Origin of the sequence: Pseudomonas sp. 2995-1 (assembly GCF_002742505.1) — a bacterium.
GTDB classification, from domain to species: Bacteria; Pseudomonadota; Gammaproteobacteria; order Pseudomonadales; family Pseudomonadaceae; genus Aquipseudomonas; species Aquipseudomonas sivasensis.
Map to the genome: position 1 here is coordinate 72,613 of NZ_LJSA01000490.1, position 25,008 is coordinate 97,620.

23 protein-coding genes are annotated in these 25,008 nt (G+C 59.3%); 13 read left to right on the forward strand and 10 right to left on the reverse strand.

Translation table 11 applies throughout. The features are described from left to right. Positions 1-73: 73 nt before the first annotated feature. From AOA61_RS24975 to AOA61_RS24990, 4 genes are all read left to right on the forward strand, one after another. The gene (locus AOA61_RS24975) at positions 74-319 is read left to right on the forward strand and encodes a hypothetical protein (RefSeq protein ID WP_025854229.1); all 246 of its coding nucleotides are present in this window, start codon (positions 74-76) and stop codon (positions 317-319) included. A 2-nt stretch (positions 320-321) separates the two neighbouring features. Further along, entirely contained in the window at positions 322-1,146 is an 825-nt protein-coding gene (locus tag AOA61_RS24980) for a mechanosensitive ion channel domain-containing protein (protein ID WP_003175519.1), read from the forward strand. A gap of 87 nt (positions 1,147-1,233) precedes the next feature. Further along, a complete protein-coding gene (sigX, locus tag AOA61_RS24985) occupies positions 1,234-1,824 on the forward strand; it encodes an RNA polymerase sigma factor SigX (protein ID WP_032887596.1) in 591 nt (196 codons plus the stop codon). 107 nt (positions 1,825-1,931) lie between these two features. Continuing rightward, the gene (locus AOA61_RS24990) at positions 1,932-2,912 is read left to right on the forward strand and encodes an OmpA family protein (protein ID WP_032887598.1); all 981 of its coding nucleotides are present in this window, start codon (positions 1,932-1,934) and stop codon (positions 2,910-2,912) included. Between the two features lie 57 nt (positions 2,913-2,969). Here AOA61_RS24990 and cobA read toward each other — a convergent pair whose 3' ends face one another. From cobA to AOA61_RS25015, 5 genes are all read right to left on the reverse strand, one after another. Beyond that, entirely contained in the window at positions 2,970-3,713 is a 744-nt protein-coding gene (cobA, locus tag AOA61_RS24995) for a uroporphyrinogen-III C-methyltransferase (protein WP_032887600.1), read from the reverse strand. Positions 3,714-3,739: 26 nt separating this feature from the next. Beyond that, positions 3,740-5,410 (reverse strand): bifunctional protein-serine/threonine kinase/phosphatase, encoded by a 1,671-nt coding sequence (locus AOA61_RS25000; RefSeq protein ID WP_099603118.1) that lies wholly within the window; start codon positions 5,408-5,410, stop codon positions 3,740-3,742. Further along, a complete protein-coding gene (locus tag AOA61_RS25005) occupies positions 5,410-6,621 on the reverse strand; it encodes a NarK/NasA family nitrate transporter (protein ID WP_095185347.1) in 1,212 nt (403 codons plus the stop codon). Before AOA61_RS25005 ends, AOA61_RS25000 begins: the two co-directional genes overlap by 1 nt. Before the next feature lie 211 nt (positions 6,622-6,832). After that, positions 6,833-7,408, reverse strand: a complete 576-nt coding sequence (locus AOA61_RS25010) for an ANTAR domain-containing response regulator (RefSeq protein ID WP_032887604.1) — start codon at positions 7,406-7,408, stop codon at positions 6,833-6,835. A gap of 13 nt (positions 7,409-7,421) precedes the next feature. After that, positions 7,422-8,648, reverse strand: coding sequence for a CmpA/NrtA family ABC transporter substrate-binding protein (locus AOA61_RS25015; protein ID WP_099602942.1), 1,227 nt, complete (start codon positions 8,646-8,648; stop codon positions 7,422-7,424). 306 nt (positions 8,649-8,954) lie between these two features. Between AOA61_RS25015 and sctC the strand changes: the two genes are divergently transcribed. The 5 genes from sctC to AOA61_RS25040 all read left to right on the forward strand — a co-directional run bounded on the left by sctC (position 8,955) and on the right by AOA61_RS25040 (position 12,687). Next, a complete protein-coding gene (gene sctC, locus AOA61_RS25020) occupies positions 8,955-10,346 on the forward strand; it encodes a type III secretion system outer membrane ring subunit SctC (protein ID WP_099602943.1) in 1,392 nt (463 codons plus the stop codon). Between the two features lie 15 nt (positions 10,347-10,361). Continuing rightward, on the forward strand, positions 10,362-10,586 hold the full coding sequence (locus AOA61_RS25025) for a FliM/FliN family flagellar motor switch protein (protein WP_032887609.1): 225 nt from the start codon (positions 10,362-10,364) through the stop codon (positions 10,584-10,586). Positions 10,587-10,728: 142 nt separating this feature from the next. Then, on the forward strand, positions 10,729-11,127 hold the full coding sequence (locus AOA61_RS25030; RefSeq protein WP_032888085.1) for a winged helix-turn-helix domain-containing protein: 399 nt from the start codon (positions 10,729-10,731) through the stop codon (positions 11,125-11,127). After that, positions 11,120-11,581 (forward strand): transglycosylase SLT domain-containing protein, encoded by a 462-nt coding sequence (locus AOA61_RS25035; RefSeq protein WP_032888087.1) that lies wholly within the window; start codon positions 11,120-11,122, stop codon positions 11,579-11,581. The genes AOA61_RS25030 and AOA61_RS25035 overlap by 8 nt, the downstream gene beginning before the upstream one ends. A gap of 86 nt (positions 11,582-11,667) precedes the next feature. Beyond that, positions 11,668-12,687: a quinone-dependent dihydroorotate dehydrogenase gene (locus AOA61_RS25040; RefSeq protein ID WP_095185350.1), complete on the forward strand. Its 1,020-nt coding sequence runs from the start codon at positions 11,668-11,670 to the stop codon at positions 12,685-12,687. Between the two features lie 123 nt (positions 12,688-12,810). Here AOA61_RS25040 and AOA61_RS25045 read toward each other — a convergent pair whose 3' ends face one another. Next, positions 12,811-13,026: a ribosome modulation factor gene (locus AOA61_RS25045; protein WP_002553055.1), complete on the reverse strand. Its 216-nt coding sequence runs from the start codon at positions 13,024-13,026 to the stop codon at positions 12,811-12,813. A gap of 532 nt (positions 13,027-13,558) precedes the next feature. Here AOA61_RS25045 and rlmKL point away from each other — a divergent pair. Continuing rightward, positions 13,559-15,826, forward strand: coding sequence for a bifunctional 23S rRNA (guanine(2069)-N(7))-methyltransferase RlmK/23S rRNA (guanine(2445)-N(2))-methyltransferase RlmL (rlmKL, locus tag AOA61_RS25055; RefSeq protein WP_032887613.1), 2,268 nt, complete (start codon positions 13,559-13,561; stop codon positions 15,824-15,826). Positions 15,827-15,963: 137 nt separating this feature from the next. After that, complete coding sequence (locus AOA61_RS25060; protein ID WP_099602944.1) at positions 15,964-18,360, forward strand: diguanylate cyclase; 2,397 nt, start codon at positions 15,964-15,966, stop codon at positions 18,358-18,360. Between the two features lie 52 nt (positions 18,361-18,412). Here AOA61_RS25060 and dacB read toward each other — a convergent pair whose 3' ends face one another. Beyond that, a complete protein-coding gene (gene dacB / locus AOA61_RS25065; RefSeq protein ID WP_099602945.1) occupies positions 18,413-19,873 on the reverse strand; it encodes a D-alanyl-D-alanine carboxypeptidase/D-alanyl-D-alanine-endopeptidase in 1,461 nt (486 codons plus the stop codon). Between the two features lie 238 nt (positions 19,874-20,111). Between dacB and AOA61_RS25070 the strand changes: the two genes are divergently transcribed. Beyond that, the gene (locus AOA61_RS25070; protein WP_016979277.1) at positions 20,112-20,456 is read left to right on the forward strand and encodes a YggL family protein; all 345 of its coding nucleotides are present in this window, start codon (positions 20,112-20,114) and stop codon (positions 20,454-20,456) included. A 37-nt stretch (positions 20,457-20,493) separates the two neighbouring features. Here the strand turns inward: AOA61_RS25070 and AOA61_RS25075 are convergent, their stop codons facing one another. Beyond that, on the reverse strand, positions 20,494-21,684 hold the full coding sequence (locus tag AOA61_RS25075; protein WP_099602946.1) for a benzoate/H(+) symporter BenE family transporter: 1,191 nt from the start codon (positions 21,682-21,684) through the stop codon (positions 20,494-20,496). A 226-nt stretch (positions 21,685-21,910) separates the two neighbouring features. Between AOA61_RS25075 and AOA61_RS25080 the strand changes: the two genes are divergently transcribed. Beyond that, entirely contained in the window at positions 21,911-22,675 is a 765-nt protein-coding gene (locus AOA61_RS25080) for a GntR family transcriptional regulator (RefSeq protein WP_017134778.1), read from the forward strand. Positions 22,676-22,813: 138 nt separating this feature from the next. On the opposite strand, the gene guaD is transcribed toward AOA61_RS25080, so the two are convergent. Together guaD and xdhC are read right to left on the reverse strand one after the other, a co-directional pair. After that, a complete protein-coding gene (guaD, locus tag AOA61_RS25085; RefSeq protein ID WP_095185354.1) occupies positions 22,814-24,118 on the reverse strand; it encodes a guanine deaminase in 1,305 nt (434 codons plus the stop codon). A gap of 7 nt (positions 24,119-24,125) precedes the next feature. Beyond that, positions 24,126-24,968 carry a xanthine dehydrogenase accessory protein XdhC gene (gene xdhC, locus AOA61_RS25090; RefSeq protein ID WP_099602947.1) on the reverse strand — a complete coding sequence of 281 codons (843 nt, stop codon included), beginning with the start codon at positions 24,966-24,968 and terminating at the stop codon, positions 24,126-24,128. Between the last annotated feature and the right edge of the window lie 40 nt (positions 24,969-25,008).

Consider the following 25,008-nt stretch of genomic DNA (forward strand, 5'->3'; position numbering starts at 1 on the left):
CTGAATGTAGGAAGGGTCCTATGTGACCCCAGGAATTTTCCCCTCGTCTTTAAAACACTTGCGAGAGGTCTTTATGCACGATCCGTTCGAACAGTCTTTACGTGACATGCTCAATGCCTCGCCGTCCAACCGTGACGACGATGCCTGCCTGGGCCGCGTGTTGAAAACCGCTAACCGCCAGGTGGGCGCGGGTGACCTGTTCGGTCTGCTCGGCCGCTGGGTGCCGGCGTTGATGATGGCCTTGAACAACGGTTCGGCCCACGTTTCACCGGTTTCCCGTCGTAAACCTCTTGCTCGCACTGCTGATAAGGCTGATTGAATATGGAACTTGATCTCTGGACCCAGAGCCTGGTCACTGCAATGACCGCATTGTGGACCAAGGTGGCGAACTTCATTCCCAACCTGTTTGGTGCTCTGGTCCTGGTATTGCTGGGCTTTGTCGTAGCCAAGCTGCTCGATACCCTGCTGTCCAAATTGCTCGCTAAACTCGGGCTTGATCGCCTGATGGCAGGCACTGGCCTGACCAAGCTACTGGGGCGTGCCGGGCTGCAAGTGCCGATCTCCACGTTGATCGGTAAGATCGTCTATTGGTTCGTTTTGCTGATTTTTCTGGTTTCTGCGGCTCAATCCCTTGGACTTGAGCGAGTTTCAGCTACGCTCGACATGCTGGCGCTGTATTTACCGAAAGTTTTCGGCGGCGCGCTGGTACTGCTGGTAGGTGTTCTGCTGGCGCAACTGGCCAATGGGCTGGTGCGCGGCGCTGCCGAAGGCGTGGGGCTGGATTATGCTGCTGGCCTGGGGCGAATTGCCCAGGGGTTGGTGATCATCATCAGTATTTCGGTCGCGATCAGCCAGTTGGAGGTCAAGACTGACCTGCTCAACCATGTAATTGTGATCGTTTTGATTACCGTTGGTCTGGCCGTTGCGCTGGCCATGGGCTTGGGAAGCCGGGAAATTGCGGGTCAGATTCTTGCGGGAATCTATGTGCGCGAGCTGTATCAAGTTGGGCAACAGGTGCGTGTAGGCGAGGTCGAAGGGCAAATCGAGGAGATCGGCACGGTCAAGACGACGGTGCTGACCGATGACGGTGACCTGGTGTCGTTGTCCAATCGGATTCTCCTGGAGCAGCAGGTCAGTAGCCGCTAATCCGGTAAACCCTGCTAATGTACGCCGCCGCAAGCTCGGCTGACCGGGCTGTAGCGGACATTGACCTGACTGTCGGCACGACTTGTTTTGAATAAAGCCCAAACGCTGTCCACGCGCTATGACCCCCGTGAGCTCTCTGATGAGGAGTTGGTCGCGCGCTCGCACACGGAGCTGTTTCACGTCACTCGCGCGTACGAAGAATTGATGCGCAGATATCAACGCACTCTGTTCAACGTTTGTTCAAGGTATTTAGGGAACGATAGAGATGCGGACGATGTCTGTCAGGAAGTGATGCTCAAGGTGTTGTACGGCCTGAAGAACTTTGAGGGTAAATCGAAGTTCAAGACCTGGCTCTACAGCATCACGTACAACGAGTGCATCACGCAGTATCGGAAGGAACGGCGAAAGCGTCGCTTGATGGACGCTTTGAGTCTGGACCCCCTTGAGGAGGCGACTGAAGAGAAGTCGCCGGCACCCGAGGAAAAGGGCGGACTCGATCGCTGGCTGGTGTATGTGAACCCGATTGACCGGGAAATTCTGGTGCTGCGATTTGTCGCAGAGCTCGAGTTCCAGGAAATCGCTGACATCATGCACATGGGTTTGAGTGCTACAAAAATGCGTTACAAACGTGCTCTAGATAAATTACGTGAGAAATTTGCGGGCGAGACTGAAACTTAGTGCGTGGCAAATATCTCTTACGTGTAGGCAAGTTCTGTTAGACTTGTCGCCGAGTTGTCCCCCGGTTTGTGGGACTGCTTTACAATCACCAGATGGGGATTTAACGGATGAAACTGAAAAACACCTTGGGCTTGGCCATTGGTTCTCTTATTGCCGCAACTTCTTTCGGCGTTCTGGCACAAGGCCAAGGCGCAGTTGAAGGCGAGCTGTTCTACAAGAAGCAGTACAACGATAGCGTCAAGCACATCGAAGACGGCTTCAATCCTGGCGCTCGCATCGGTTACTTCCTGACCGACGACCTGTCCTTGAACTTGTCCTACGACAAAACCAACCACACCCGTTCGAACGACGGTACTGGTAGCCAGAAGATCAAAGGCGATACCGGCAGCCTGGTTGCCCAGTATCACTTCGGTCAAGCTGGTGTTGACAGCCTGCGTCCATACGTTGAAGGCGGTTTCGGCCACCAGAGCCGTGGCAACGTACAAGCTGACGGCCACAGCGGCCGCGATCAGACCACTTTCGCTACCGTCGGTACTGGCGTGAAGTACTACTTCACCAACAACCTGTACGCTCGTGCCGGTGTTGAAGCTGACTACGGTCTGGACAACGGCAAGTGGGACTACTCCGCACTGGTCGGCCTGGGCGTAAACTTCGGCGGTAACGCTGGCGCAGCTGCTCCAGCTCCTACTCCAGCACCAGCTCCAGAGCCAACTCCAGAGCCAGAAGCTCCAGTTGCTCAGGTTGTTCGTGTTGAGCTGGACGTTAAGTTCGACTTCGACAAATCCGTTGTTAAGCCTAACAGCTACGGCGACGTGAAAAACCTGGCCGACTTCATGGCTCAGTACCCAGCTACCAACGTAGAAGTTGCTGGTCACACTGACTCCGTAGGTCCAGACGCTTACAACCAGAAGCTGTCCCAGCGTCGTGCTGACGCTGTTAAGCAAGTCCTGGTTAAAGACGGCGTTGCTCCTAGCCGTGTAACTGCTGTTGGTTACGGCGAATCCCGCCCAGTTGCTGACAACGCAACTGAAGCAGGTCGTGCTGTTAACCGTCGCGTAGAAGCGTCGGTTGAAGCTCAAGCTCAGTAATTACTGAGTAGAAAAAAGCCCGGCTCAGGCCGGGCTTTTTTTCGCCTGGAATTTGCCTCAGGCACTGGCCGCTGCCGTGATGTAGGCCACTTGGTCGGTGGCGGCAACACTGCCAATCACCAGGATTGCAGGGCTCTTCAAGGCAAAGGAATGAGCATCCTCGTGCATGCGTGACAGCTCACTACGGCATTCGCGCTGCTGGGGCAGTGATGCATTTTCGATCATCGCCACTGGCATATCAGCTGCCATCCCGCCTCCGAGCAATTGCTGGCGAATCTCCTCCAGCTTGGCCACCCCCATGTACACCACCAATGTCGTTCCACCTTCTGCCAGCGCGCGCCAATTAACGCTGCTGTCGTCTTGAGTGTGGGCCGTGACCAACGTCACGCCGCGGCTGACACCGCGCAATGTCAGAGGAATCGCGCAGTTCGTCGCACCCGCCAGCCCTGCGGTGATCCCGTTGACCAACTCCACCTCGACGCCACGCTCGCGCAGCCACATGGCCTCTTCACCACCGCGTCCGAAAATGCACGGATCGCCACCTTTTAGCCGCACCACGCACTTGCCTTGGCGGGCGTAACGCAGCATCAGGCGATGGATAAAATCCTGCGGGGTTGAGCGGCAGCCACCGCGTTTACCCACGGTAATCACACGAGCCTCGGCGCAGTGCTCCAGTACGGCCGGGTTGACCAAATCATCGATCAACACTACATCGGCTTCGTTCATTGCCCGTACGGCTTTGAGGGTCAACAGTTCTGGGTCGCCGGGGCCTGCGCCCACCAGCCAGACTTTTGCGTTCATGTGTTTTTCCTCGTCTAGAGCTGACGTCAGCTATGAAAGAGTGAATACAGAAGAATCAGATTGATCAGCATCGAGACCAGGCCCAAGGTGCGCCAAACCTTCAAAGGTTCGCGCTCAAGGAGTGGCCTCGGACGGATGCTCAGCTCTTGGCGATCAGCCTGCTCCAGCACCAGCAGCCATTCCTCGGCAGTCTCGTAGCGATGCGCCGGCTGCGCTGCCACAGCGCGTTCCAGGCTCAGAGGGAGCCAGTCCGGGAGGTCCGGACGATAGCGGCTGGCGGTGATGGATTGGGCAAATCTAGGTCGTTGGAAAGCTTCGATTTCACCGTATGGGTAGTGCCCGGTCAGCAGGAAATACAGCGTCACGCCAACGCTATATAAATCCTGTTGTGCTGTAGGACGGTCGCCATTGAACGCCTCAGGCGCGATAAAGCTCGGAGTGCCGGGCAGCACATGGGCGCGATCCTCTGACAGGCCGGAGCAATACGCCAGACCGAAATCCAAGACTCGCAATTCTCCGTCGTCCCCCAGCAGCAGGTTTTCCGGCTTGATATCGCGGTGCAGGATCTGCCGTCGATGCAGCATGCCCACCGCGCGCAGCAAACGCTCGGCGACGGACTGCCATTGCGCCAGGGGCAGTGGGCCCTGGCGCTGAAAGAGCTCGGCGAGGGTCATACCGGGATATTCACGCATCACGTAGTACAAATGCTGACGCCCGCTGGCCGTATGGACTTCCGGAAACGCCCGCCCGGCAACCCGTCGCAGAAACCATTCTTCCGACAACAATGCCTGACCGCCGTCGCTGTCATTATCGCGGCTCAGGGGCAGCGTTTTCAGCAGCCAGGGTTGCTGCTGGGCATCACGTACCCGGTACAACAATGACTGCCTGCTGTGTGCCAGGACGGCGTCGACCTGCCAACCTTCAAAGTGTTGCCCGGCTTTGAGCGGCGGTGGCAAGGGCCATTGCTGCAGCTGCACCAAGGCGTCACCGAGTGTGGCCTCGCCGACCGTGTCGACACGCACCAGCAGGGCGCTGGCATTGTCCTGGCTACCCGCCAGGTGCGCGGCGTTGATCAGGGTGCTTACCGCCAAGTCGAGGTCGGTTTGTTCACGCAGGATCGCGCTGATGCTGTGATCGGCCAGGGTTGCCCACACGCCATCGCTGAGCAGCAGGAAACACTCACCCTCGCGCAATTGACCGTCGAGAAAATCCAGGACCAGATGTTGATCCAGGCCAAGGGCACGCTTGAGCACATGCTGCATGCCCGGCTGTTCCCACACATGGTCTTCGCTGATGCGCTGCAACTCGCCGTCCAGCCAGCGATATGCCCGGCAATCGCCGACATGGGCCAGGGTGAAGCGCTGGCCGCGAAAGACCAAAGCGCTGAGGGTGGTCAGCAACGGTTGACCTCCCCCATTGGCCTGCAGCCAGCGGTTCTGTGCGATTAGCAACCGCTCCAGTGCCTGTGCCACGCCCCAGGTTTGCGGCGTGGCGTAGTAATCCAGGGCCAGGGCCTGCAGAGTTGAGCGGGCGGCCAGGCCACCGTCTGCACACTGGCTCACGCCGTCGGCCATGGCGCACAGATAGCCTTTGCTCGCCGCCAGTTCCGCAGCGGGGGTAACCACCCGCAGCGCATCCTGGTTTTCCGCCCGTGGGCCGATGGCACTGGCGTGGGCGATGCTCAGTTGCAGGCTCATCAGACGCGCGCGGCGGTCACAGCGGCCGAACCCCAAGTAGTTCTCCAGCGGCGCTTGACGCCATGCAGACCGAACCAGGCCAATACGCCCAGGCTCGCGAACAACCACAAGGCCAATTGATAGCTTCCGGTGCTCTGCTTGATCGCACCCATGCCCGCCGCCAGGGCGAAACCGCCGATGCCGCCGGCCATGCCAATCAGGCCGGTCATCACGCCGATCTCACGGCGAAAACGCTGTGGTACCAGTTGGAACACAGCGCCATTGCCTGCGCCCAAACCGAGCATGGTGCAGACGAAAAGCGCCAGCGCCGCGTAGGAACTGGGCAGGTTGAAACCGACTGCCGCGATGCAAATTGCTGCGACGCTGTACATGCCGAGCAGTGTGCGGATCCCGCCGAAACGGTCGGCCAAGGCGCCGCCCAGTGGGCGCATCAGGCTGCCACCGAACACGCAGGCGGCGGTGTAGTAGCCGGCGGTCATGGGGCTCAGGCCGTATTGATCGTTGAAATAGCCGGGCAGGGCGCTGGCCAGGCCGATAAAGCCACCGAAGGTCACGCTGTAGAAAAACATGAACCACCAACTGTCGCGGTCGCCCAGAGCCTTGAAGTAATCAGCCATGGACTTGGCTTTAGGGCGTTCAGGCGCATTTTTCGCGAGCCAGGCGAACACGATCAGGGTCAGGATCAGCGGAATCAGTGCGAAGCCGAACACGTTGCTCCAGCCAAAGGCCGCCGCCAGTACCGGGGCCAACAATGCAGCGAACACTGTGCCCGAATTACCGGCGCCGGCGATGCCCATGGCCTTGCCCTGGTGTTCGGCTGGATACCACTGGGACGCCAACGGCAACGCCACTGCAAAGGATGCGCCGGCCATACCGAGGAACAGCCCTAGCAACAAGGCTTGTTCGTAGCTGTGAACCCCCAGTTTCCAGGCGCCGAACAACGCGACGATCACAATCACCTGGCCAATCAGCCCGGCTGTCTTTGGGGATAGCTTGTCCGCCAGCATGCCCATCAGGAAGCGCAACACAGCGCCCGCAAGGATCGGTGTAGCCACCATCAAGCCGCGTTGTTGAGTGGTCAGGTGCAAGTCGGCGGAAATCTGTACCGCCAGCGGGCCCAACAAATACCAGACCATGAAGCTCAGATCGAAATACAGGAACGCGGCAAACAGGGTCGGGGTGTGCCCGGATTTCCAGAAGCTTGATTTCATCACGCACCTCAACGGTTGGGAGTCTTGTAAGAAGGCCTAGTGATGGAGCAGCCGGCTGAGGCAGCCCCACCGGCCCCGTGCTGCTGGGGCCAAAACGAAAAAACGCCGCCATCGGGTTCGCGAGGGCAAACCGGATGTGCGACGTCTTTGTCGTGGAGGGGCAACCGCCGTTGGTTACCTGTGATGATTGTTTAGCAAGTCCCGCGCCACATCAGCCGAGCAGTTCACTCATGGCGATGATTTGCTCTGCCACTTGGATCAGTTTCTGTTGGCGGCTCATGGCTTGGCGGCGCATCAGTGTGTAGGCCTCTTCCTCATTACAGGCCTTCATTTTCATCAGCATGCCCTTGGCCAGTTCGATGCGCTTGCGCTCGGCCAACTGCTGGTCCCGCGCCTGAAGCTGGGCGCGCAAGGCCTGGTCGCTTTCAAAGCGGGCCATGGCCACGTCGAGGATCGGTTGCAGGCGCTGGGCCTGGATGCCCTCGACGATATAGGCACTGACACCGGACTTGATGGCCTGGCGCATCACGTTCGGGTCGTGCTCGTCGGTAAACATCACGATAGGCCGGGGCTGGTCGCGGCTGACGAGCACCACTTGCTCCATCACATCGCGGCCCGGTGACTCGGTATCGATCAGAATCACATCCGGGCGCACTGTTTCGACGCGTGCTGGCAAGTCGATGGTCAGGCCGGACTCATCGATCACCTCGAAGCCAGCTTCGATCAGCGCCGTACGCAGGCGCCCGACCTTGCGCGGGGTGTCATTGATCAACAGGATTCGCAGCATAGAAGTGCTCCTGTCAGCGCAAGGCTTGGCGGTTGGCGTGGTCGGCGATGGCATGCAATCGGAAACTGCGGGCGTAGCCGACGGGGTCCGAGCCGTCCCACACCTTGCCGTCGATCAGTTGGCTGCTGCGCATGTCCTGGCGTTGCGCATTGATGCCCAGCGCGTCTGCCGCCTGGCGATACAGCGCCAGTTGCTGGACCTGGCGCGCAACGCCCAGGTAATCAGGGTCTTCGCGCAGCAGGCCCCAGCGTCGAAACTGGGTCATGAACCACATGCCATCGCAGAGATATGGCAGGTTCACTTCGCCATCGGCGAAAAAGCGCAGGGCATGGGGATCCTGCCAGTGGTTGCCCAGGCCATCGTCATAAATGCCCAGCAGGCGGGGTTCGATGCAGTCGAGAGGCGCGTCAAGGTACTCGCGGCCGCTGAGCAACTGCGCGGTGGAACGCCGGTTTTCGATACTTTCTTCAATAAAGCGGCTGGCTTCGAGGATAGCCATGACCAATACGCGGGCGGTGTTGGGGTATTGGTCGACGAAGGCCTGTGTGCAGCCGAGCACCTTTTCTGGATGGTTCGGCCAGATCGCTTGGGTGGTTGCCAGTGTAAAGCCCTGGTTTTGCGCGACTGCGCTGGCACTCCAGGGTTCTCCGACGCAAAAGCCATCAATCCGACCAGCTTGCAGGTGCGCAACCATTTGCGGGGGCGGTACCACGACGCTGTCCACATCCTGTAACGGATGAATGCCCTGACTTGCGAGCCAGTAGTACAACCACATGGCGTGGGTACCTGTGGGAAAGGTCTGGGCGAAGGTCAGTTTTGTTCGGCTTTGGTGCACGTGACGATCCAATGCCTCAGGAGTGACCACCCCTTGCCGTTGCAGGCCGTGGGACAGGTTGATGCTTTGACCGTTCTGGTTCAGTCCCATCAGCACCGCCATGTCGGTGGGTGCGACGCCGCCGATGCCCAGGTGAACGGCATAGATCAACCCGTACAGGCTGTGGGCGGCGTCCAGTTCACCGCTGACCAGTTTGTCCCGCAGGTTGGCCCACGAGGATTGGCGCTTGAGGTTTAGCGTCAGGCCATAAGGTTGAGCGAAGCCCTGGGTTGCCGCCACCACCAAGGAGGCGCAGTCGCTCAAAGCCATGAAGCCAAGGTCGAGGCTGCTCTTTTCCGGAGCATCACTGCCGTTGACCCAGGCCAGCGGGTCTCTTGTCGGGCTGCTGCCAACCGAATCGTTCATCAACACCTACCTTTTCTTTCAAAAAAAAGCGCCGTTCCCTCAGATGGCGATGCAAGGCCATTGCGGGTAACGACGCCTTTGTCCGTAAGCTCGCTCCGCCGTTGGAGTGCGCTCTGATACCGAGTGCAAAGCAAGGCACATGCCACGGGCCTGGAAGCGCTGTCGGCCGTCACCTTTCCATCAAGATTGAAAATGGACGGCCTCTCAGTATGGCCGCCTCTCACTGCCAGGCCGCCCAGGAAACCTACGGTGTACGCTGACTTCCCCTTAACGACTCCCTGCCTCTGGCTACTGCTTGCCGCGCTGATGCTGGGAGGTGCCGATGCCCATGGCGAAACCTATCAGGCGCAGGACGAGAGCCTGCATACCGTCTTTACTGCCTTGTCCGTGCCTATGGGCCTGCCCATTGTCGTGAGCAGTGAAGTGGCGCGCACACGCATCAGTGAAGTCATTGACCTCGATACACCTCAACACGCCCTGGAGACGCTTGCATTGCAATACGGCTTGATCTGGTACGGCGACGGGCAGGCGCTCTACATCTATGACGTCAGCGAAGCAAAAAGCTCGACCGTGACGTTGTTGCATATATCCGTCGACAGGTTTCGTGCCCTCATGCGCCGCTCTGGGGTTGATGAAACGCGCTACCCCCTTAGGATCAGCGGAGCTCGGACATTCTCCTTGTCGGGTCCGCCTAATTATGTCGATCAGGTGTTGCAACTGGCCCAGTTGATGGACCTTGAACGTGCTGATTTGCGCGTGGGTACCCAGGCGTTTGCTGTCGTCCAGGTACTCAACACCCATGTTGCTGACCGGGTGTACTCCATGGGCCCGGAAAAGGTCACGGTGCCGGGGATCGCGTCGCTGATCGACACCCTGCTGGCGTCTGAGGAGGACGGACCACTGGCCGACCAGAGTCTGGCGGTGATCCCCTATTTGGATACCAACAGCCTGCTGATCAAGGGCGAACCTGAGCAATTGGGATTCATCGAGCGATTGATCGCCGAGTTGGACACACCCAAGCGGTCTGTCGAAGTCTCGCTCTGGATGGTGGACGTGGAGCGTGACGACCTGAAAAAACTGGAGCCTGCCTGGGATAAGGAGGCGAAGGGTCAGGCCACGCGAATCCTGGAACCGATTGACGATAACCGCTTGATGGCGCAAATCGCCACGCTGGAGCATCGGCGGCGAGCGAAAGTGATGACGTTACCGGTGATTCTCACCCAAGAGAACGTGCCAGCGGTATTTCAGGATAACCACACCTTCTATCTGCCCGCTCCCGGACAGGATCATGCTGATTGGAAGCCTGTGCATTACGGCTCCCAAGTCAGCGTGTTGCCGCGTTTTGCCGAAGCGAATCAGATCGAGATGCTTCTCCACGTTGAGGATGGTCGCCAGATGAGCCAGGTAGGTCGGCGCGGCAAACCGAGCGCGGTCGGACGGGTGAGTGTCAGTAGCGTGGTGCAAGTGCCGCAGGGCAAGCGCCTGTGGTTGGGGCCGTTTAGCCGTGAGGCCAATGAGCAGGGACGAAACGCCGTATCAAATGGCTCGGCCAAGGTTCGTCTGTTTGTGATTCAGTCCCGGGCCGTGGGTAGCGAGAAGGCGTTACCGGCAGGCGTTGGTGCGCCGCCGTTGACTGCGGCGCAATACGAACGAGTGCAACGTGCGTTTGTGCACCCGGGTCGCGATATCTCTCCGTGAAAAAGGTGCTAACCCGTGCATATGGAAATTCTTCTACAGGAACAACTGGTCAGTTTCAGGCGCCTTTCAGCCTTTGCGCCTGGGAAGGTGCTGCCATTGGCGCCTGGAATCAACCACTGCGTGGAGGTTCGGGTTAACGGCCGGCTATTGGCGTTGGGGGAGTTGGTGCAGTTGGAGGATCGCCTGGGGATTGAATTGCACGAGGTCTATCGAAAAGGGGCATCTGACAGTTGTAAATGAACGGTCTTACAGGGTGATGCTGAAAAGCGGCGGCTGTATGGGTTTTTTCCTAGCGTGGGCTGCAAGGCGGTTTTTTATAGTCATGACGTGGGCACAAGAGCCAGTACTGGAAATAAGGAATGAGTCGGATGCCGAGGTGGATATGGCCGTCGTGAATGATGGGTTGACTGCGACTTCCCTGTATTTCTCCCAGTGGATACTGCATGGCGATGGTCGTCTAAGCGGTAAAGTCAGCGATGTTCAGTTGCCGCCCAAGGAGCTGCATGTTTTGCGGTTGCTGCTTGCCTCTGGCGGTGTCCTGATGACCAAGGATCATTTGCTTGAACTGGCCTGGCCACAAGGGGAGGTCGCGGAGGAGTCACTGACCCGTTGCATTTACTCGCTGCGCAAGCATCTTGGAGCCGACAAGGGTTTTATCAAGACCATCTACGGTCGTGGGTATCGCTTCACCTGTCCGGTGAACGTTGAGCGGCATGGGGCCGGGCATACGGATGCCGCGCAGCACCTGTGTTCGGCCTGTGGCCAGCTCAGGCGTGGCTAAGCTGTGGCGCAGGCTGCTGTTGCTCGGCCTATTGATCAGCGCAAACCAGGCGTTTGCCTACTGCTGGGAGGAAACCGCCAGTCGCTACGGTATCGAGCCTGAATTGCTGCAGGCTATCGCTGCCGTGGAGTCGGGGTTTCGTGCAGATGCGATCAACCACGCAAACCAAAATGGTACGCGTGACATCGGCCTGATGCAGATCAACAGTATTCATTTGCCCCGCTTGCTCAAGCTGGGCATTACCGAGGAGCGGCTGTTGAGTGAGCCTTGCCTCTCAGTGGAAGTGGGCGCTTCCATACTGGCCGATTTCATTCAGCGCTTTGGCTACAACTGGACGGCGGTAGGTTCCTACAATGTTGGCGCCGGCTCAGGCCCTCAGCGCGACGCATTGCGCATGCGCTATGCAGAGAAAATCTGGGCACGCTATGAGTTGCTCGTACAGCAGCGCTATTGATGTTTGGGTAGCACGCCTCGCGTGCACCCCGTCACCCCGGCTATAATCGCCGCCACCTTTCGCCGCCATCCGAGTCTAGCCCGCCCATGTATACCCTGGCCCGCCAGCTGTTGTTCAAACTCTCCCCGGAAACCTCCCACGATCTGTCCCTGGACCTGATCGGCGCCGGTGGCCGCCTGGGGCTCAACGGCCTGGTGTGCAAGGCACCCGCAAAAATGCCGGTATCAGTGATGGGGCTCGACTTCCCCAACCCGGTCGGACTGGCCGCTGGCCTGGACAAGAACGGCGCGGCCATCGATGGCTTCGCGCAACTGGGTTTCGGTTTTGTCGAGATCGGCACCGTGACGCCACGGCCGCAGCCCGGTAACCCCAAGCCGCGGATCTTCCGCCTGCCTGAAGCCGAGGCGATCATCAACCGCATGGGTTTCAACAACCTCGGCGTCGATCACCTGCTGTCGCGGGTTGAGGCTGCGAAGTACAAGGGCATCCTCGGCATCAATATCGGCAAGAATTTTGATACACCGGTTGAGCGAGCGGTGGACGATTACCTGATCTGCCTGGACAAGGTCTACGCCCACGCCAGCTATGTCACCGTCAACGTCAGCTCGCCGAACACACCGGGCTTGCGCAGCCTGCAGTTCGGTGACTCCCTTAAGCAGTTGCTCGAAGCCCTGCGCCAGCGCCAGGAAGATTTGGCAGTGCGCCATGGCAAGCGCGTGCCGCTGGCCATCAAGATCGCCCCGGACATGAGTGACGAGGAAACCGTACTGGTGGCCCAAGCCCTGGTGGATTCGGGTATGGACGCAGTGATCGCTACCAACACCACCCTAAGCCGTGTCGGCGTCGAAGGGTTGGCCCATGGCGACGAAGCCGGTGGCCTGTCAGGTGCGCCGGTGCGGGACAAGAGCACCCATATCGTCAAGGTGTTGGCTGCTGAGTTGGCCGGGCGTTTGCCGATCATTGCAGTGGGCGGTATCACCGAAGGCAAGCACGCAGCCGAGAAGATCGCTGCCGGCGCGAGCCTGGTGCAGTTGTACTCCGGGTTTATCTACAAAGGCCCGGCGCTTATTCGTCAATCGGTGGATGCGATAGCGGCATTGCGTTGAAGGATCGCCCAATAAAAAGGGCTCCTTAAAAGGAGCCCCTGGGCCGAAGCCCGCCGCCTTGAGAGGGCGTGCGTGGTTAAGTCGTAATCTATTCGTGGTGGTGTCGGAATTAAGTGCCCTTGATTAGCCGACGGCGTGAAGTTCGTTGAGTCTGTGGATTCCCGCAGTGCCAGTCATACCGTCCCAGTTGTCGCCTCGTCCTTCTCGCCAGCCGTTGATCCAGGCTTGGCGTACCGACGGTAGAGTAAATGGGCAAAGCTCACGGGATTTGCCATGAACGCCATATTGATATCCGCGTAAAAAAGCTCTTTCCAACGGATCACGCTTAAGTCTTCTCATAGGGTGTTTCCCTCACTTGTTGACTGTCTTGATATCCTTCGGCCTCGTCTGAGGCCGGGCAGAGTTTTTCTGCCGTTGGTGGGCTCGCTGCCGGCGTGGCGAGCCTAGGTGTTGGCGTCGTTACGGCGCCAACCTGTGTTGAGTTCTAACCAATAGGTCACACGGATTCAATGATCGTTTTGTCATAAGCACGTAACGATTACGATGCTATAGCCATAAGCTGGGATGGCTTTTCGCCCCTTTTTTGAGGCAAAGCCAGCTATGATGCACCCTGCAAAGAGGATGGGTTTAATCCTTTAGTGAGAATGCTGGCCCGTTGCGGTCGGTTACTATTCGACGAAGGGTCGGAATATTTCTTTTTGTTGCTAAAAAAAATCACTCTGCCCCGTCAATAAAGGCTCAAGGGCCCGTCAGACGGGGTGGGACGGCACATTCGTGCCACGCGAGCACTCTTCGAGAAAAGTGCTTGATTGAAAACCGAACCGGTGATGCGTCGCCCGTTCATTTATTGCTGAAAAGCCTGGAATGCCCCATGTCGGACCGTTTTGAACTCTTCCTCACTTGCCCCAAGGGCCTCGAAGGCCTGCTGATCGAGGAAGCCGTCGGGCTTGGCCTTGAGGAAGCCCGCGAGCACACCTCGGCCGTGCGCGGCATGGCCGACATGGAAACCGCCTATCGCCTGTGCCTCTGGTCGCGCCTGGCCAACCGCGTGTTGCTGGTGCTCAAGCGCTTCCCGATGAAGGATGCCGAAGATCTCTACCACGGCGTGCTGGACATCGAATGGGCCGACCACATGGTCTCCGACGGCACCCTGGCGGTGGAGTTCAGCGGTCACGGTTCGGGCATCGACAACACCCACTTCGGCGCGCTGAAGGTCAAGGACGCGATCGTCGACAAGCTGCGTACCCCGACCGGCGAACGCCCGTCCATCGACAAGATCAACCCGGACCTGCGCATTCACCTGCGCCTGGACCGTGGCGAAGCAATCCTGTCCCTCGACCTTTCCGGCCACAGCCTTCACCAGCGCGGCTACCGCCTGCAGCAGGGCGCGGCGCCGTTGAAGGAAAACCTGGCGGCGGCGATCCTGATTCGTGCCGGCTGGCCGCGTATTGCTGCCGAAGGCGGCGCGCTGACTGACCCGATGTGCGGTGTGGGGACCTTCCTGGTCGAAGGCGCGATGATTGCCGCCGACATGGCCCCCAACCTCAACCGCGAACTGTGGGGCTTCACCACCTGGCTTGGCCACGTGCCGGCGCTGTGGAAGAAACTTCATACAGAAGCCACTGAACGTGCCGCCATCGGCATGAACAAAACCCCGCTGTGGGTGCGTGGCTACGAGGCTGACCCGCGTCTGATCCAGCCCGCGCGCAACAACATCGAGCGTGCTGGCCTGAGCCATTGGATCAAGGTGTACCAGGGCGAAGTCGGCACCTTCGAGCCGCGCCCGGACCAGAACCAAAAAGGTCTGGTGATCTGCAACCCGCCCTACGGCGAGCGTCTGGGTGACGAAGCCAGCCTGTTGTACCTCTACCAGAACCTCGGCGAGCGTCTGCGCCAGGCCTGCATGGGCTGGGAAGCCGCGGTATTCACCGGCGCACCGGACCTGGGCAAGCGCATGGGCATTCGCAGCCACAAGCAGTATTCGTTCTGGAACGGCGCGTTGCCGTGCAAATTGCTGCTGATCAAGGTCAACCCGGATCAGTTCGTTACCGGCGAGCGTCGTACCCCGGAACAGCGCCAGGCTGAACGTGAGCAGGCCGTTTACGACCAAGCCCCGGTCGAGCCACAAGAGCGCCAGTACAACAAGAACGGCAACCCGATCAAGCCAGCCCCGGCTCCTGTGGTCGAGCAGGCGCGCCTGAGCGAAGGCGGGCAGATGTTCGCCAACCGCCTGCAGAAGAACCTCAAGCTGCTGGGCAAGTGGGCCAAGCGTGAAGGGGTGGATTGCTATCGCGTGTACGACGCCGATATGCCCGAATACTCCATGGCCATCGACCTGTACCACGATTGGGTGCATGTGCAGGAATATGCCGCGCCGAAGTCCATTGACCCGGAAAAAGCCTCTGCACGTATGTTCGATGCGCTGGCGGCGATCCCTCAGGCGCTGAACATCGACAAGAGCCGCGTGGTGGTCAAGCGTCGTGAGCGCCAGAGCGGCACCAAGCAGTACGAGCGCCAGAGCGCCCAAGGCAAGTTCACCGAAGTCAGTGAAGGCGGCGTGAAGCTGCTGGTCAACCTCACCGATTATCTCGACACCGGCCTGTTCCTAGACCATCGCCCGATGCGCATGCGTATCCAGAAGGAAGCGGCCGGCAAGCGTTTCCTTAACCTGTATTGCTACACCGCCACCGCCAGTGTGCATGCAGCCAAGGGTGGCGCGCGCAGCACCACCAGCGTTGACCTGTCCAAGACCTATCTGGACTGGGCGCGTCGTAACTTCTCCCTCAACGGGTTCTCCGACAAGAACCGCTTGGAGCAGGGTGACGTGATGGCCTGGCTGGAGGCCAGCCGCGATGAGTTCGACATGATCTTCATCGACCCGCCGACCTTCTCCAATTCCAAGCGCATGGAAGGCATTTTCGACGTGCAGCGTGACCACGTGCAGTTGCTGGACCTGGCGATGGCACGCCTGGCACCGGGTGGTGTGCTGTATTTCTCGAACAACTTCCGCAAGTTCGCGCTGGAGGAAAACCTCAGCGAGCGCTACACGGTCGAGGAAATCAGCGACAAGACCATCGATCCGGATTTTGCGCGCAACGCCAAGATCCATCGGGCCTGGAAAATCACCGCTCGCGGTTAACCAACAGCCTGAAGCCGCAAGCCTGGTTTAATCCGGTCTTGCGGCTTTTTTACGCTGGTCAAACTCTGGGCCGATAGCTATAACTTAAGGCCTAGCCAAAGTGACACCCCCGCACGCTGGCGTTGTGAGTGTTGCTTATGCCGATGCAAGCCGTTCGCCCGAAAATCCTAGGCTTTATCAGTGAGCAGGCGTCGGCTTGGCTGGTGGCATTGGTGGTGTTTCTGGCGGGCTGTACCCTGACGCTCATCGTCGCCTGGGCGTCCTTCGATCTCTATCAACAACAGGTGCGCCAGCGTTTCCAGTTGCTGGTCAACGAGCGGTATACCCGCCTGCAGGAACGCTTCGAAGATCAGGAACAGCGCTTGAACAGCCTGCGGCGGTTCTTCGTCAATTCCGACGACGTGTCCCGTGAAGAATTCGATGGTTTCGCCCAGCCTTTGCTATTGCGCACCCGGGCCTACGCCTGGGCGCCGCGCGTGTCTCGCGATCAACGCAGCCAGTTCGAACAAGAGGTGTCCCGCCAGCGTGGTGCGCCCTTTGTCATCCGTGAGTTAAATAGCGCCGGAGAACTGGCCCCGGCGCCTGAGCGTGATGAATACGTGCCGGTGCTCTACAGCCAGACTCAAAGTCTGCTGGGCTCTCCATTGGGTTTTGATCTGCTGGCCCAGCCCCTGCGGCGCTCAGCCCTTGAGCGCGCACAAAAAAGCGGCAAGCTGGCGGTTTCCCAGCCCATGCAACTGGTAGGCGTTGAGCCTGCTTATGCCACTGGCGTATTGCTGGTGGCGCCGGTCAGTCACCTGTCCACTTCCGAGCAGTCCCAGCATGAGCCCTTTGGCTACGTGATGGCCGTGATCAGCATGCGCCAGTTAGTAGCTGACGGCTTGCCCAAGCCGGAACGGGACAACCTGGTGATGCAGATCGTCGATACCTCCGACCTACAGAAACGTGTGCTCTACGAATCGAGCAATAGCGTGGCAAACGGCGACCTGATCGGTGCGCGCCGTCTTACCTTGGGGGACCACGTTTATGCCCTGACCCTGCGTCCGAGCCAGGTGTTCGACCAGACTAACCATTCTTCGTTGATCACGATCCTGACGATGGGCGGGTTGCTCAGCCTGTTGCTCAGCGCTTTGCTCTATGTGCTGGTGAGCCAACGCCAGCGCGCCGTGAAGCTGGTGGAACAGCGTACCGTGCAGTTGCGCCTGCGTGAGCAGGAGTTACGCGGTGCCCATGGCCAACTGCGCAGCGTGCTGAATGCGGCGACCCAGGTCGCCATCATTGCCACCGACTTACGCGGCGTCATCAACACCTTCAATGCCGGTGCCGAACAAATGCTCGGGTTCTCAGCCGAGCAGGTGGTGGGTAAGTTGACCCTGGAAAGCTTGCACTTGGCGTCGGAACTGGAAGCCCGTGCAGCTAGCCTGAGCGTGGCCTTGGGCAAGCGAATCCCTGCCAGTCAGGCGATGCTGGTCGAGAGCCCGGATAACCTGCACGAAGCCCGGGAATGGACCTTGGTGCGCGAGGATCGCAGCCAGTTGACTGTGAACATGCTGGCCACTGTGTTGCTGGATGATCACGGTTTGTGGATCGGGCACTTGGCGATTTACCTGGACATTACCGAGCAAAAACGCGCTTACGAAGCATTGGCGGCCCGTGACCGCCTGCTCAAGAAACTCAGCGCCCATGTGCCCGGCGGTATCTTCCAGTTCACCCTGGAGCCCCGCGAAAACTGGCGGTTCATCTATGCCAGCGATGGTATGCGCGACATTTATGAAATCGAAACCGGTGTGTTGCAGCAGGACGCGAAGAAAGTTTTCGAGCGTATCCACCCGCTGGACGTGGAGCGGGTACGAGCCTCGATTCGCCTGTCGGCGTTGCAGTTGAGCCATTGGCGCGAAGAGTACCGGGTGCAGTTGCCACAACGGGGTCTGCGCTGGATTCGCGGCGAAGCCACACCGGAAGAGTTACCGGGTGGCGGTACGCTGTGGCATGGCTACGTGTCGGACATTTCCGATTTGAAGCGGGTTGAAGAGGAGCTACGCGCACTGTCCATCACTGATTCCCTGACCGGAATTCACAATCGCCGCTATTTTCAGGACCGACTCAGGGCCGAGATGGTGAGGCTCAATCGGACCAGCGGGGCATTGTCGGTGATCATGCTCGATATCGATCACTTCAAGCGCATCAACGACAAGCATGGTCACGCGGTCGGCGACGCGGTGTTACAGGAGTTGTGCAAACGCATCGGCCAACGCTTGCGTCGTTCCGATGTCTTCTGTCGGCTGGGTGGCGAGGAATTCATGGTGCTCTGCCCCAACACCGGTGGCGAACAGGCCTACAGCCTGGCGATGGAATTGTGGCAGTCGCTGCGCAACGAGCCTATGGAAGCGGTGGGCATCGTCACTGCCAGCTTTGGTGTGGCCAGTTGGCGGATCGACGAAGGCATTGATGGGTTGTTGCTGCGCGCCGACTCGGCCGTTTATGTCGCCAAGCAGGCGGGCAGGGATCGGGTAGAGGCGACGCCGCTGTGTTGAGTGACCTTTGTGGTGAGCGGGCAAGCCGCTCACCACAGGCCCCAGTTCAGCGTCAGAGTACTGGGGCTGAAGCCGCCAATTTAGGTTGGCGATACAGGTCCAGCAGCACCTGATCCAGCACCGACGAAGCGCCCCATGGCTTCGGATCGTTGAGAATCGCCACCACCGCCCAGGTATTGCCGTTGTTGTCGCGGCTGAACCCGGCAATGGCGCGTACGGTGTTCAAGGTGCCGGTCTTGACGTGGGCTTCGCCGCGCATCGCAGTGGTCTTCAGGCGTTTGCGCATGGTGCCGTCGGTGCCGGCAATCGGCATCGAACTGATGTATTCGGCAGCGTAGGGGCTTTTCCAGGCGGCTTGCAGCATCGCGGCCATCTCGCGGGCGCTGACCCGTTCGGCACGGGACAGCCCGGAGCCGTTCTCCATCACCAGATGTGGTGCAGTGATACCTTTTTTCGCCAGCCACTGACGCACTACACGTTGCGCGGCCTTGGCGTCGTCGCCGTCGGCATCGTTGCGAAACTGCGCGCCCAGGCTCAGGAACAACTGCTGCGCCATGGTGTTGTTACTGTATTTGTTGATGTCGCGGATGATTTCCGCCAGGTCCGGCGAGAATGCGCGGGCCAACAACTTGGCATCCTTGGGCACGGGTGCCTGGATATCACGGCCCTGGATGCTGCCGCCCAACTCCTGCCAGATTGCCCGCACGGCGCCGGCGGTATAGGTGGCATGGTCGAGCAGTGACAGGTACGTCTGGGAGCTGCAGCCGTCGCCCAGTTGGCCACTGACGGTGACCGTCACGCTGCCATCGGCGGCAGTGACCGGGTTGTAGCGCACGTCGCCGGTGCATTGCTTGGCGTTGGAAACCTTGACCTGATTGTCGATGCGAATACTGGCGATCGGCGGCTCCACCGATACGATCACACGGCCTGAGTCGTTGCGGGTCACAAAGCGCAGGGCCTTGAGGTTGACCAGCAGGGCGTCGGGCTTAACCAAGAAGGGCTTGTTCTCGTCGTTGCCGTCGTCATTGAATTCCGGCAGTTGTGGCGGGATAAAGAAGCCACGGTCCAACACCAGGTCGCCAGTGACTTGCTTTACGCCATTGGCGCGCAGGTCGCGCATCAGCAGCCAGAGTTTTTCCATGTTCAGCTTGGGATCACCGCCGCCCTTGAGGTAAAGGTTGCCATGCAACACGCCGCCGCTGAGGGTGCCGTCGGTGTAGAACTCGGTTTTCCACTGGTGGTTGGGGCCGAGCATTTCCAAAGCGGCGTAGGTGGTAACCAGCTTCATGGTGGACGCGGGGTTTACCGAGACGTCAGCGTTGAAGACGGTGGGGGTGCCAGGGCCGTTCAGGGGGATCATCACCAGTGACAGCGCGGTGTTTTGCAGTTTTGCTTTGGCCAGGGCCTGCTGAACATTCGGGGGGAGGGTGTTATTGACTGGGGCAGCTGTGGCGCTGAGGGCCAGTGGCAAGAGGAGACCGGCTAGCAAGACTGAACGTAAAGATTTGATCATAAGAAATGAAACCCTACTGCTGAGGAGGGTGAAAAAGGCGAGGGGTGAATAGGAAAAATCCCTCATTGGTCATGAAAGTGTCGGCATTATGCCCCAAGGTGGGCGCGCTTGTGGCTGAACCATAGCTGGAAATCAGCGTTTTTTTTACAGGCAAAGTGCCGCCTGTCCCAGAGAGTCGGGCAATCGTCGCCTTAAACTGCTAAAGTGCCGCCCGTTATTACTTATGAGGATTGTTCCAATGGCGACTAACCGTTCCCAGCGTCTGCGCAAAAAACTGTGCGTTGATGAATTTCAAGAGCTGGGTTTCGAACTGAACCTGGACTTCAACGAAGGCCTGAGTGAAGAAGCTATCGACGCTTTCCTCGAAGCATTCATCAAAGAAGCCATGGAAGCCAACGGTCTGGGCTATGTCGGCGGCGATGACTTCGGTCTGGTTTGCCTGCAGAAGCGTGGCTCGGTCTCCGAAGAGCAGCGCGCTGCTGTTGAAGCCTGGCTGAAAACCCGTTCCGAGCTGACCAAGGCTGAAGTCAGCCCGTTGCTGGACGTGTGGTATCCGGAAAAGCCGATCAACGCGGCTAAGTGATACTGAAAAAAACGGCGACCTGAGGGTCGCCGTTTTTTTATGCCTTGCGCCAGTTCAGAATCAGCAGCGTCAATACCCCCGCCACAATCCCCCAGAACGCCGACCCGATGGAAAACAACGTCAAGCCTGACGCGGTGACCATAAAGGTGATCAGCGCCGCGTCCCGTTCCTTCGGCTCATTCATGGCGATACTCAAGCCGTTGATGATCGAGCCAAACAACGCCAATGCCGCAATCGACAGCACCAGCTCCTTGGGCAATGCTGCGAACAATGCCGCCAACGTGGCGCCGAACACGCCTGCAACCCCGTAGAAAACCCCGCACCACACGGCCGCGGTGTAGCGTTTGTTGCGGTCTTCGTGGGCATGGGGCCCGGTGCAGATGGCTGCGCTGATCGCCGCCAGGTTGATGCCATGGGAGCCAAAAGGTGCCAGTACCAGCGAGGCCAGGCCGGTGGCTGTGATCAGTGGTGATGCCGGCACGTTGTAGCCGTCGGCGCGCAACACGGCGACGCCGGGCATGTTTTGCGAAGTCATTGCCACCACAAACAGCGGAATGCCGATGCTGATCGTCGCGGCCAGTGAGAAGTGCGGCGTGGTCCAGACCGGCGTCGCGACTTCCAGGTGAAAGCCGCTGAAATCCAACAGCCCCATGACCCCGGACAGCGCGGTGCCGATCACCAGCGCGGCCAGCACCGCATAACGTGGCGACAGACGCTTAATGATCAGATACGTGAAGAACATCCCCAGCACCAGGCCGGTGCGATGCTGCGCGGCAACGAAAATCTCGCTGCCGATCTTGAACAGGATCCCTGCCAATAAGGCCGCCGCCAGTGAGGCAGGAATGCGTTTGACCAGTTTTTCAAAGCTGCCGGTCAGCCCGCAGATCGTCACCAGCACCGCACAGGTGATATAGGCACCGATGGCCTCGCCATAACTCACGCCGCCCAGGCTGGTGATCAACAGCGCCGCGCCAGGCGTGGACCAGGCAATGGTGATCGGTGTGCGATAGCGCAGGGACAGGCCGATGCTGCACACCGCCATGCCGATGGAAATTGCCCAGATCCATGAGGAAATCTGCGCGGTGGTCAAGCCGGCGGCTTGCCCGGCTTGGAACATCAGCACCAGGGAACTGGTGTAGCCGGTCATCATCGCAATGAAACCCGCGACGATGGCCGATGGAGAAGTGTCGGCCAGCGGGCGCAAAGGCGCTTGAGTGGCTTCGGTCATGGAGAGGTGTTCCTTTTACCTGGGTATTTGCCGGTGACGGCGCAGATTCAAGCCTAAACTCAAACGTAACTACTCATTGCAATACAGCCGCCGGCGCAATCAGCCGTACAGTGTGTTGGCGCATTGGGTTGTGTACAATGTGCCGTGTTTTTAGGTGATACTTGCCAGCGACCCTCGCTTGCCGTATTACCGTTAATTCGCCGCCGTTCTCCAAACCCGAGTGCCCATGAACGAACAGTTGCAACCTCTCAAGAAACAACCGCGAGCCGGCAAGGCCGGTCGCAGCGGAACCCAGGACGATATCGTCTATGCGCATATCTTCGAGGCCATCCTCGAACAACGCCTGGCGCCCGGCACCAAATTGAGCGAAGAAGCACTGGGCGAAATCTTCGGCGTAAGCCGCACCATCATTCGTCGCGCACTGTCGCGCCTCGCCCATGAAGGCGTCGTGCTGCTGCGGCCCAATCGCGGCGCGGTGGTGGCGAGTCCAAGCGTGGAAGAGGCGCGCCAAGTGTTCCTGGCACGGCGTCTGGTGGAGCGGGCGATCACCGAGTTGGCGGTGCAGCATGCTACCGCCGAACAACTGGCCGAGCTGCGCCAGATGGTCAACGACGAGCGCGACAGTTTCTCCCGTGGTGATCGCGGTGCGGGTATCCGCCTCTCCGGCGAATTCCACCTCAAGCTGGCCGAAGCGGCAAAGAACGCGCCGCTGATCAGCTTCCAGCGCAGCCTGGTGTCCCAGACCTCACTGATCATCGCCCAGTACGAAAGCGGCAACCGCTCGCACTGTTCGTATGATGAGCACACCCAGTTGATCGACGCGATTGAAGCGCGGGACGCGACACTGGCGGTGAATTTGATGATGCATCACATGGATCACATCGACAGCAAGCTCAACCTCGACGAGGAAAGTGCGTCGGATGATTTGCATGCGGTGTTTTCGCATTTGCTCCAGACCAAAAAGCCGGGGCGTTCTTCGGTCAAACTGTAATTTCCCCGTTTCACCCGGAAACAAATGTGGGAGGGGGCTTGCTCCCGATAGCGCTGGATCAGTTAACACATGACTAACTGAACCACTGCCATCGGGAGCAAGCCCCCTCCCACGTTTGGTTTTGTGTAGCGGTTGAGATCAGCGTTGGTGCACGAGTTGGCCGGCAGCGTAGGTCTGTAACACCGTCCGATCATCCCCCAGCGTCATCAGCACAAACAACGTCTCGGCAATGTTGTTCGCCTGCTTCAAGCGATAGCTGAGCAACGGCGTGGCGTTGTAATCCAGCACCAAAAAGTCCGCATCCGTGCCCGGCTGCAACGTGCCGATCTTGTCCTCCAGGCGCAGTGCACGCGCTCCGCCGAGGGTCGCCAGGTACAGCGATTTGAACGGGCTCAACCGCGCCCCTTGTAGTTGCATGACCTTGTACGCTTCGTTCAACGTTTGCAGCAGCGAGAAACTGGTGCCGCCGCCCACATCAGTGCCCAGGCCCACATTCAACTTGTGCTTCTCGGCCATTGGCAGGTTGAACAACCCACTGCCGAGGAAGAAGTTCGACGTCGGGCAGAACGCCACCGCCGAGCCCGTCTCTGCCAGCCGCGCGCACTCGTCATCACACAGGTGCACGCCGTGGGCAAATACCGAACGCTCGCCCAGCAGGTTGTAGTGGTCGTAAACATCCAGATAGCCTTTGCGCTCCGGGAACAACTCCTTCACCCATTCGACTTCCTGCTTGTTCTCACTGATGTGCGTCTGCATGTACAGGTCCGGGTACTCGCCCAGCAGTTGCCCGGCCAATGCCAGTTGTTCCGGCGTGCTGGTCGGTGCGAATCGCGGCGTGACGGCATAGTGCAGACGGCCCTTACCGTGCCAGCGCTCGATGAGCGTCTTGCTTTCCTGGTAGCCGGTTTCGGCAGTGTCGGTGAGGTAGTCCGGCGCGTTGCGGTCCATCATCACTTTGCCAGCGATCATGCGCAGGTCGAGTTTCTCGGCCGCTTCGAAGAATGAGTTCACGGACTGCGGATGCACGCTGCCGAACACCAGCGCCGTGGTGGTCCCGTTGCGCAGCAGTTCCTTGATGAAAATATCCGAGACTTCGTCGGCGTGGGCCTTGTCGGCGAATTGGCTTTCACACGGGAAGGTGTAGGTGTTGAGCCAGTCCAGCAACTGCTCGCCATAAGCACCGACCATGCCGGTCTGCGGCAGGTGGATATGGGTGTCGATCAGGCCTGGGGTGATCAGCGCGTCCTGGTAATGGGTGACTTCGATGTCGGCCGGCAGGGTCGGCAGCAAGTCGCCAGCATGGCCGACAGCGCTGATCTGGCCGTTGTCGATCACCAGCAGGCCGTCTTCGAAATACTCATAGGACGCTTCGATCCCAACGATGGCGGGGTCGGCGATGCTGTGCAGGATGGCGGCACGGTAGGCTTTGCGAGTCAAAGGCATGGTTATCTCAATTCGTGGCTTGGCTGCGGCGTGACACCGGCAGCAATTTGGCAATGGGTTCGGCGCTCGCGGTGTGCTGGCCGAAATTAGCGTTATAGGTGGCGATGATTTCGCCCGCGATGGAGATGGCGATTTCTACCGGTAATTTGCCCTTCACCTCGGTGAGGCCCATGGGGCAGCGCATGCGTTGCAACTGCGCGGCGTCGAAGCCACGGTCACGCAGGCGGTGTTCAAACTTGACGCGCTTAGTCTTGGAGCCAATCAGGCCGAAGTAGGCGAAGTCATTGCGCTTGAGCAGGGCGGCGGTGAGTTCCAGGTCCAGCGCGTGATTGTGGGTCATGACGATGCAATAACTGCCCGCCGGCAAGTCAGCAATTTCGTCGACCGGTTCTTCGCTGACGATTTTACGCACGCCTTGGGGGATATGTTCCGGGAACTCCTGATCGCGGGAATCGATCCAGCGTACCCGGCACGGCAGGCTCGCCAGCAAGGGCACCAGCGCGCGGCCGACGTGGCCTGCGCCAAATACCGCGATCTGCGCCTGCACCTGGCCCATGGGTTCAAACAGCAACACGGTGACGCCACCGCAGCACTGGCCCAGGCTGGCACCGAGGCTGAAACGCTCCAAATGAGTGTTTTGCTGGCCGCGCGCGAGCATGTCGCGGGCGATCTGCATGGCCTTGTATTCCAGGTGCCCGCCACCGATGGTGTCGAAGGTCTGCGCGGCGCTGATCACCATCTTCGAACCAGCATTGCGCGGCGTGGAGCCGAGTTCTTCGATGATGGTCACCAGTACGCAGGGTTCGCCTCTGTTTTGCAGGTCGGCGAGGGCGCTGATCCAGTTGTTCATGTTTACCTCAACATTACTGTTGTCAGTCAGGCCGCTATCG

Bases quoted from the DNA above. Each gene is read 5' to 3' on its own strand.
- AOA61_RS24975 (WP_025854229.1), top strand. From the start codon at position 74: ATGCACGATCCGTTCGAACAGTCTTTACGTGACATGCTCAATGCCTCG.
- AOA61_RS24980 (WP_003175519.1), top strand. From the start codon at position 322: ATGGAACTTGATCTCTGGACCCAGAGCCTGGTCACTGCAATGACCGCA.
- AOA61_RS24990 (WP_032887598.1), top strand. From the start codon at position 1,932: ATGAAACTGAAAAACACCTTGGGCTTGGCCATTGGTTCTCTTATTGCC.
- cobA (WP_032887600.1), bottom strand. From the start codon at position 3,713: ATGAACGCAAAAGTCTGGCTGGTGGGCGCAGGCCCCGGCGACCCAGAA.
- AOA61_RS25000 (WP_099603118.1), bottom strand. From the start codon at position 5,410: ATGAGCCTGCAACTGAGCATCGCCCACGCCAGTGCCATCGGCCCACGG.
- AOA61_RS25005 (WP_095185347.1), bottom strand. From the start codon at position 6,621: ATGAAATCAAGCTTCTGGAAATCCGGGCACACCCCGACCCTGTTTGCC.
- AOA61_RS25010 (WP_032887604.1), bottom strand. From the start codon at position 7,408: ATGCTGCGAATCCTGTTGATCAATGACACCCCGCGCAAGGTCGGGCGC.
- AOA61_RS25015 (WP_099602942.1), bottom strand. From the start codon at position 8,648: ATGAACGATTCGGTTGGCAGCAGCCCGACAAGAGACCCGCTGGCCTGG.
- sctC (WP_099602943.1), top strand. From the start codon at position 8,955: ATGCTGGGAGGTGCCGATGCCCATGGCGAAACCTATCAGGCGCAGGAC.
- AOA61_RS25030 (WP_032888085.1), top strand. From the start codon at position 10,729: ATGGCCGTCGTGAATGATGGGTTGACTGCGACTTCCCTGTATTTCTCC.
- AOA61_RS25040 (WP_095185350.1), top strand. From the start codon at position 11,668: ATGTATACCCTGGCCCGCCAGCTGTTGTTCAAACTCTCCCCGGAAACC.
- AOA61_RS25045 (WP_002553055.1), bottom strand. From the start codon at position 13,026: ATGAGAAGACTTAAGCGTGATCCGTTGGAAAGAGCTTTTTTACGCGGA.
- rlmKL (WP_032887613.1), top strand. From the start codon at position 13,559: ATGTCGGACCGTTTTGAACTCTTCCTCACTTGCCCCAAGGGCCTCGAA.
- AOA61_RS25060 (WP_099602944.1), top strand. From the start codon at position 15,964: ATGCCGATGCAAGCCGTTCGCCCGAAAATCCTAGGCTTTATCAGTGAG.
- dacB (WP_099602945.1), bottom strand. From the start codon at position 19,873: ATGATCAAATCTTTACGTTCAGTCTTGCTAGCCGGTCTCCTCTTGCCA.
- AOA61_RS25070 (WP_016979277.1), top strand. From the start codon at position 20,112: ATGGCGACTAACCGTTCCCAGCGTCTGCGCAAAAAACTGTGCGTTGAT.
- AOA61_RS25075 (WP_099602946.1), bottom strand. From the start codon at position 21,684: ATGACCGAAGCCACTCAAGCGCCTTTGCGCCCGCTGGCCGACACTTCT.
- AOA61_RS25080 (WP_017134778.1), top strand. From the start codon at position 21,911: ATGAACGAACAGTTGCAACCTCTCAAGAAACAACCGCGAGCCGGCAAG.
- guaD (WP_095185354.1), bottom strand. From the start codon at position 24,118: ATGCCTTTGACTCGCAAAGCCTACCGTGCCGCCATCCTGCACAGCATC.
- xdhC (WP_099602947.1), bottom strand. From the start codon at position 24,968: ATGAACAACTGGATCAGCGCCCTCGCCGACCTGCAAAACAGAGGCGAA.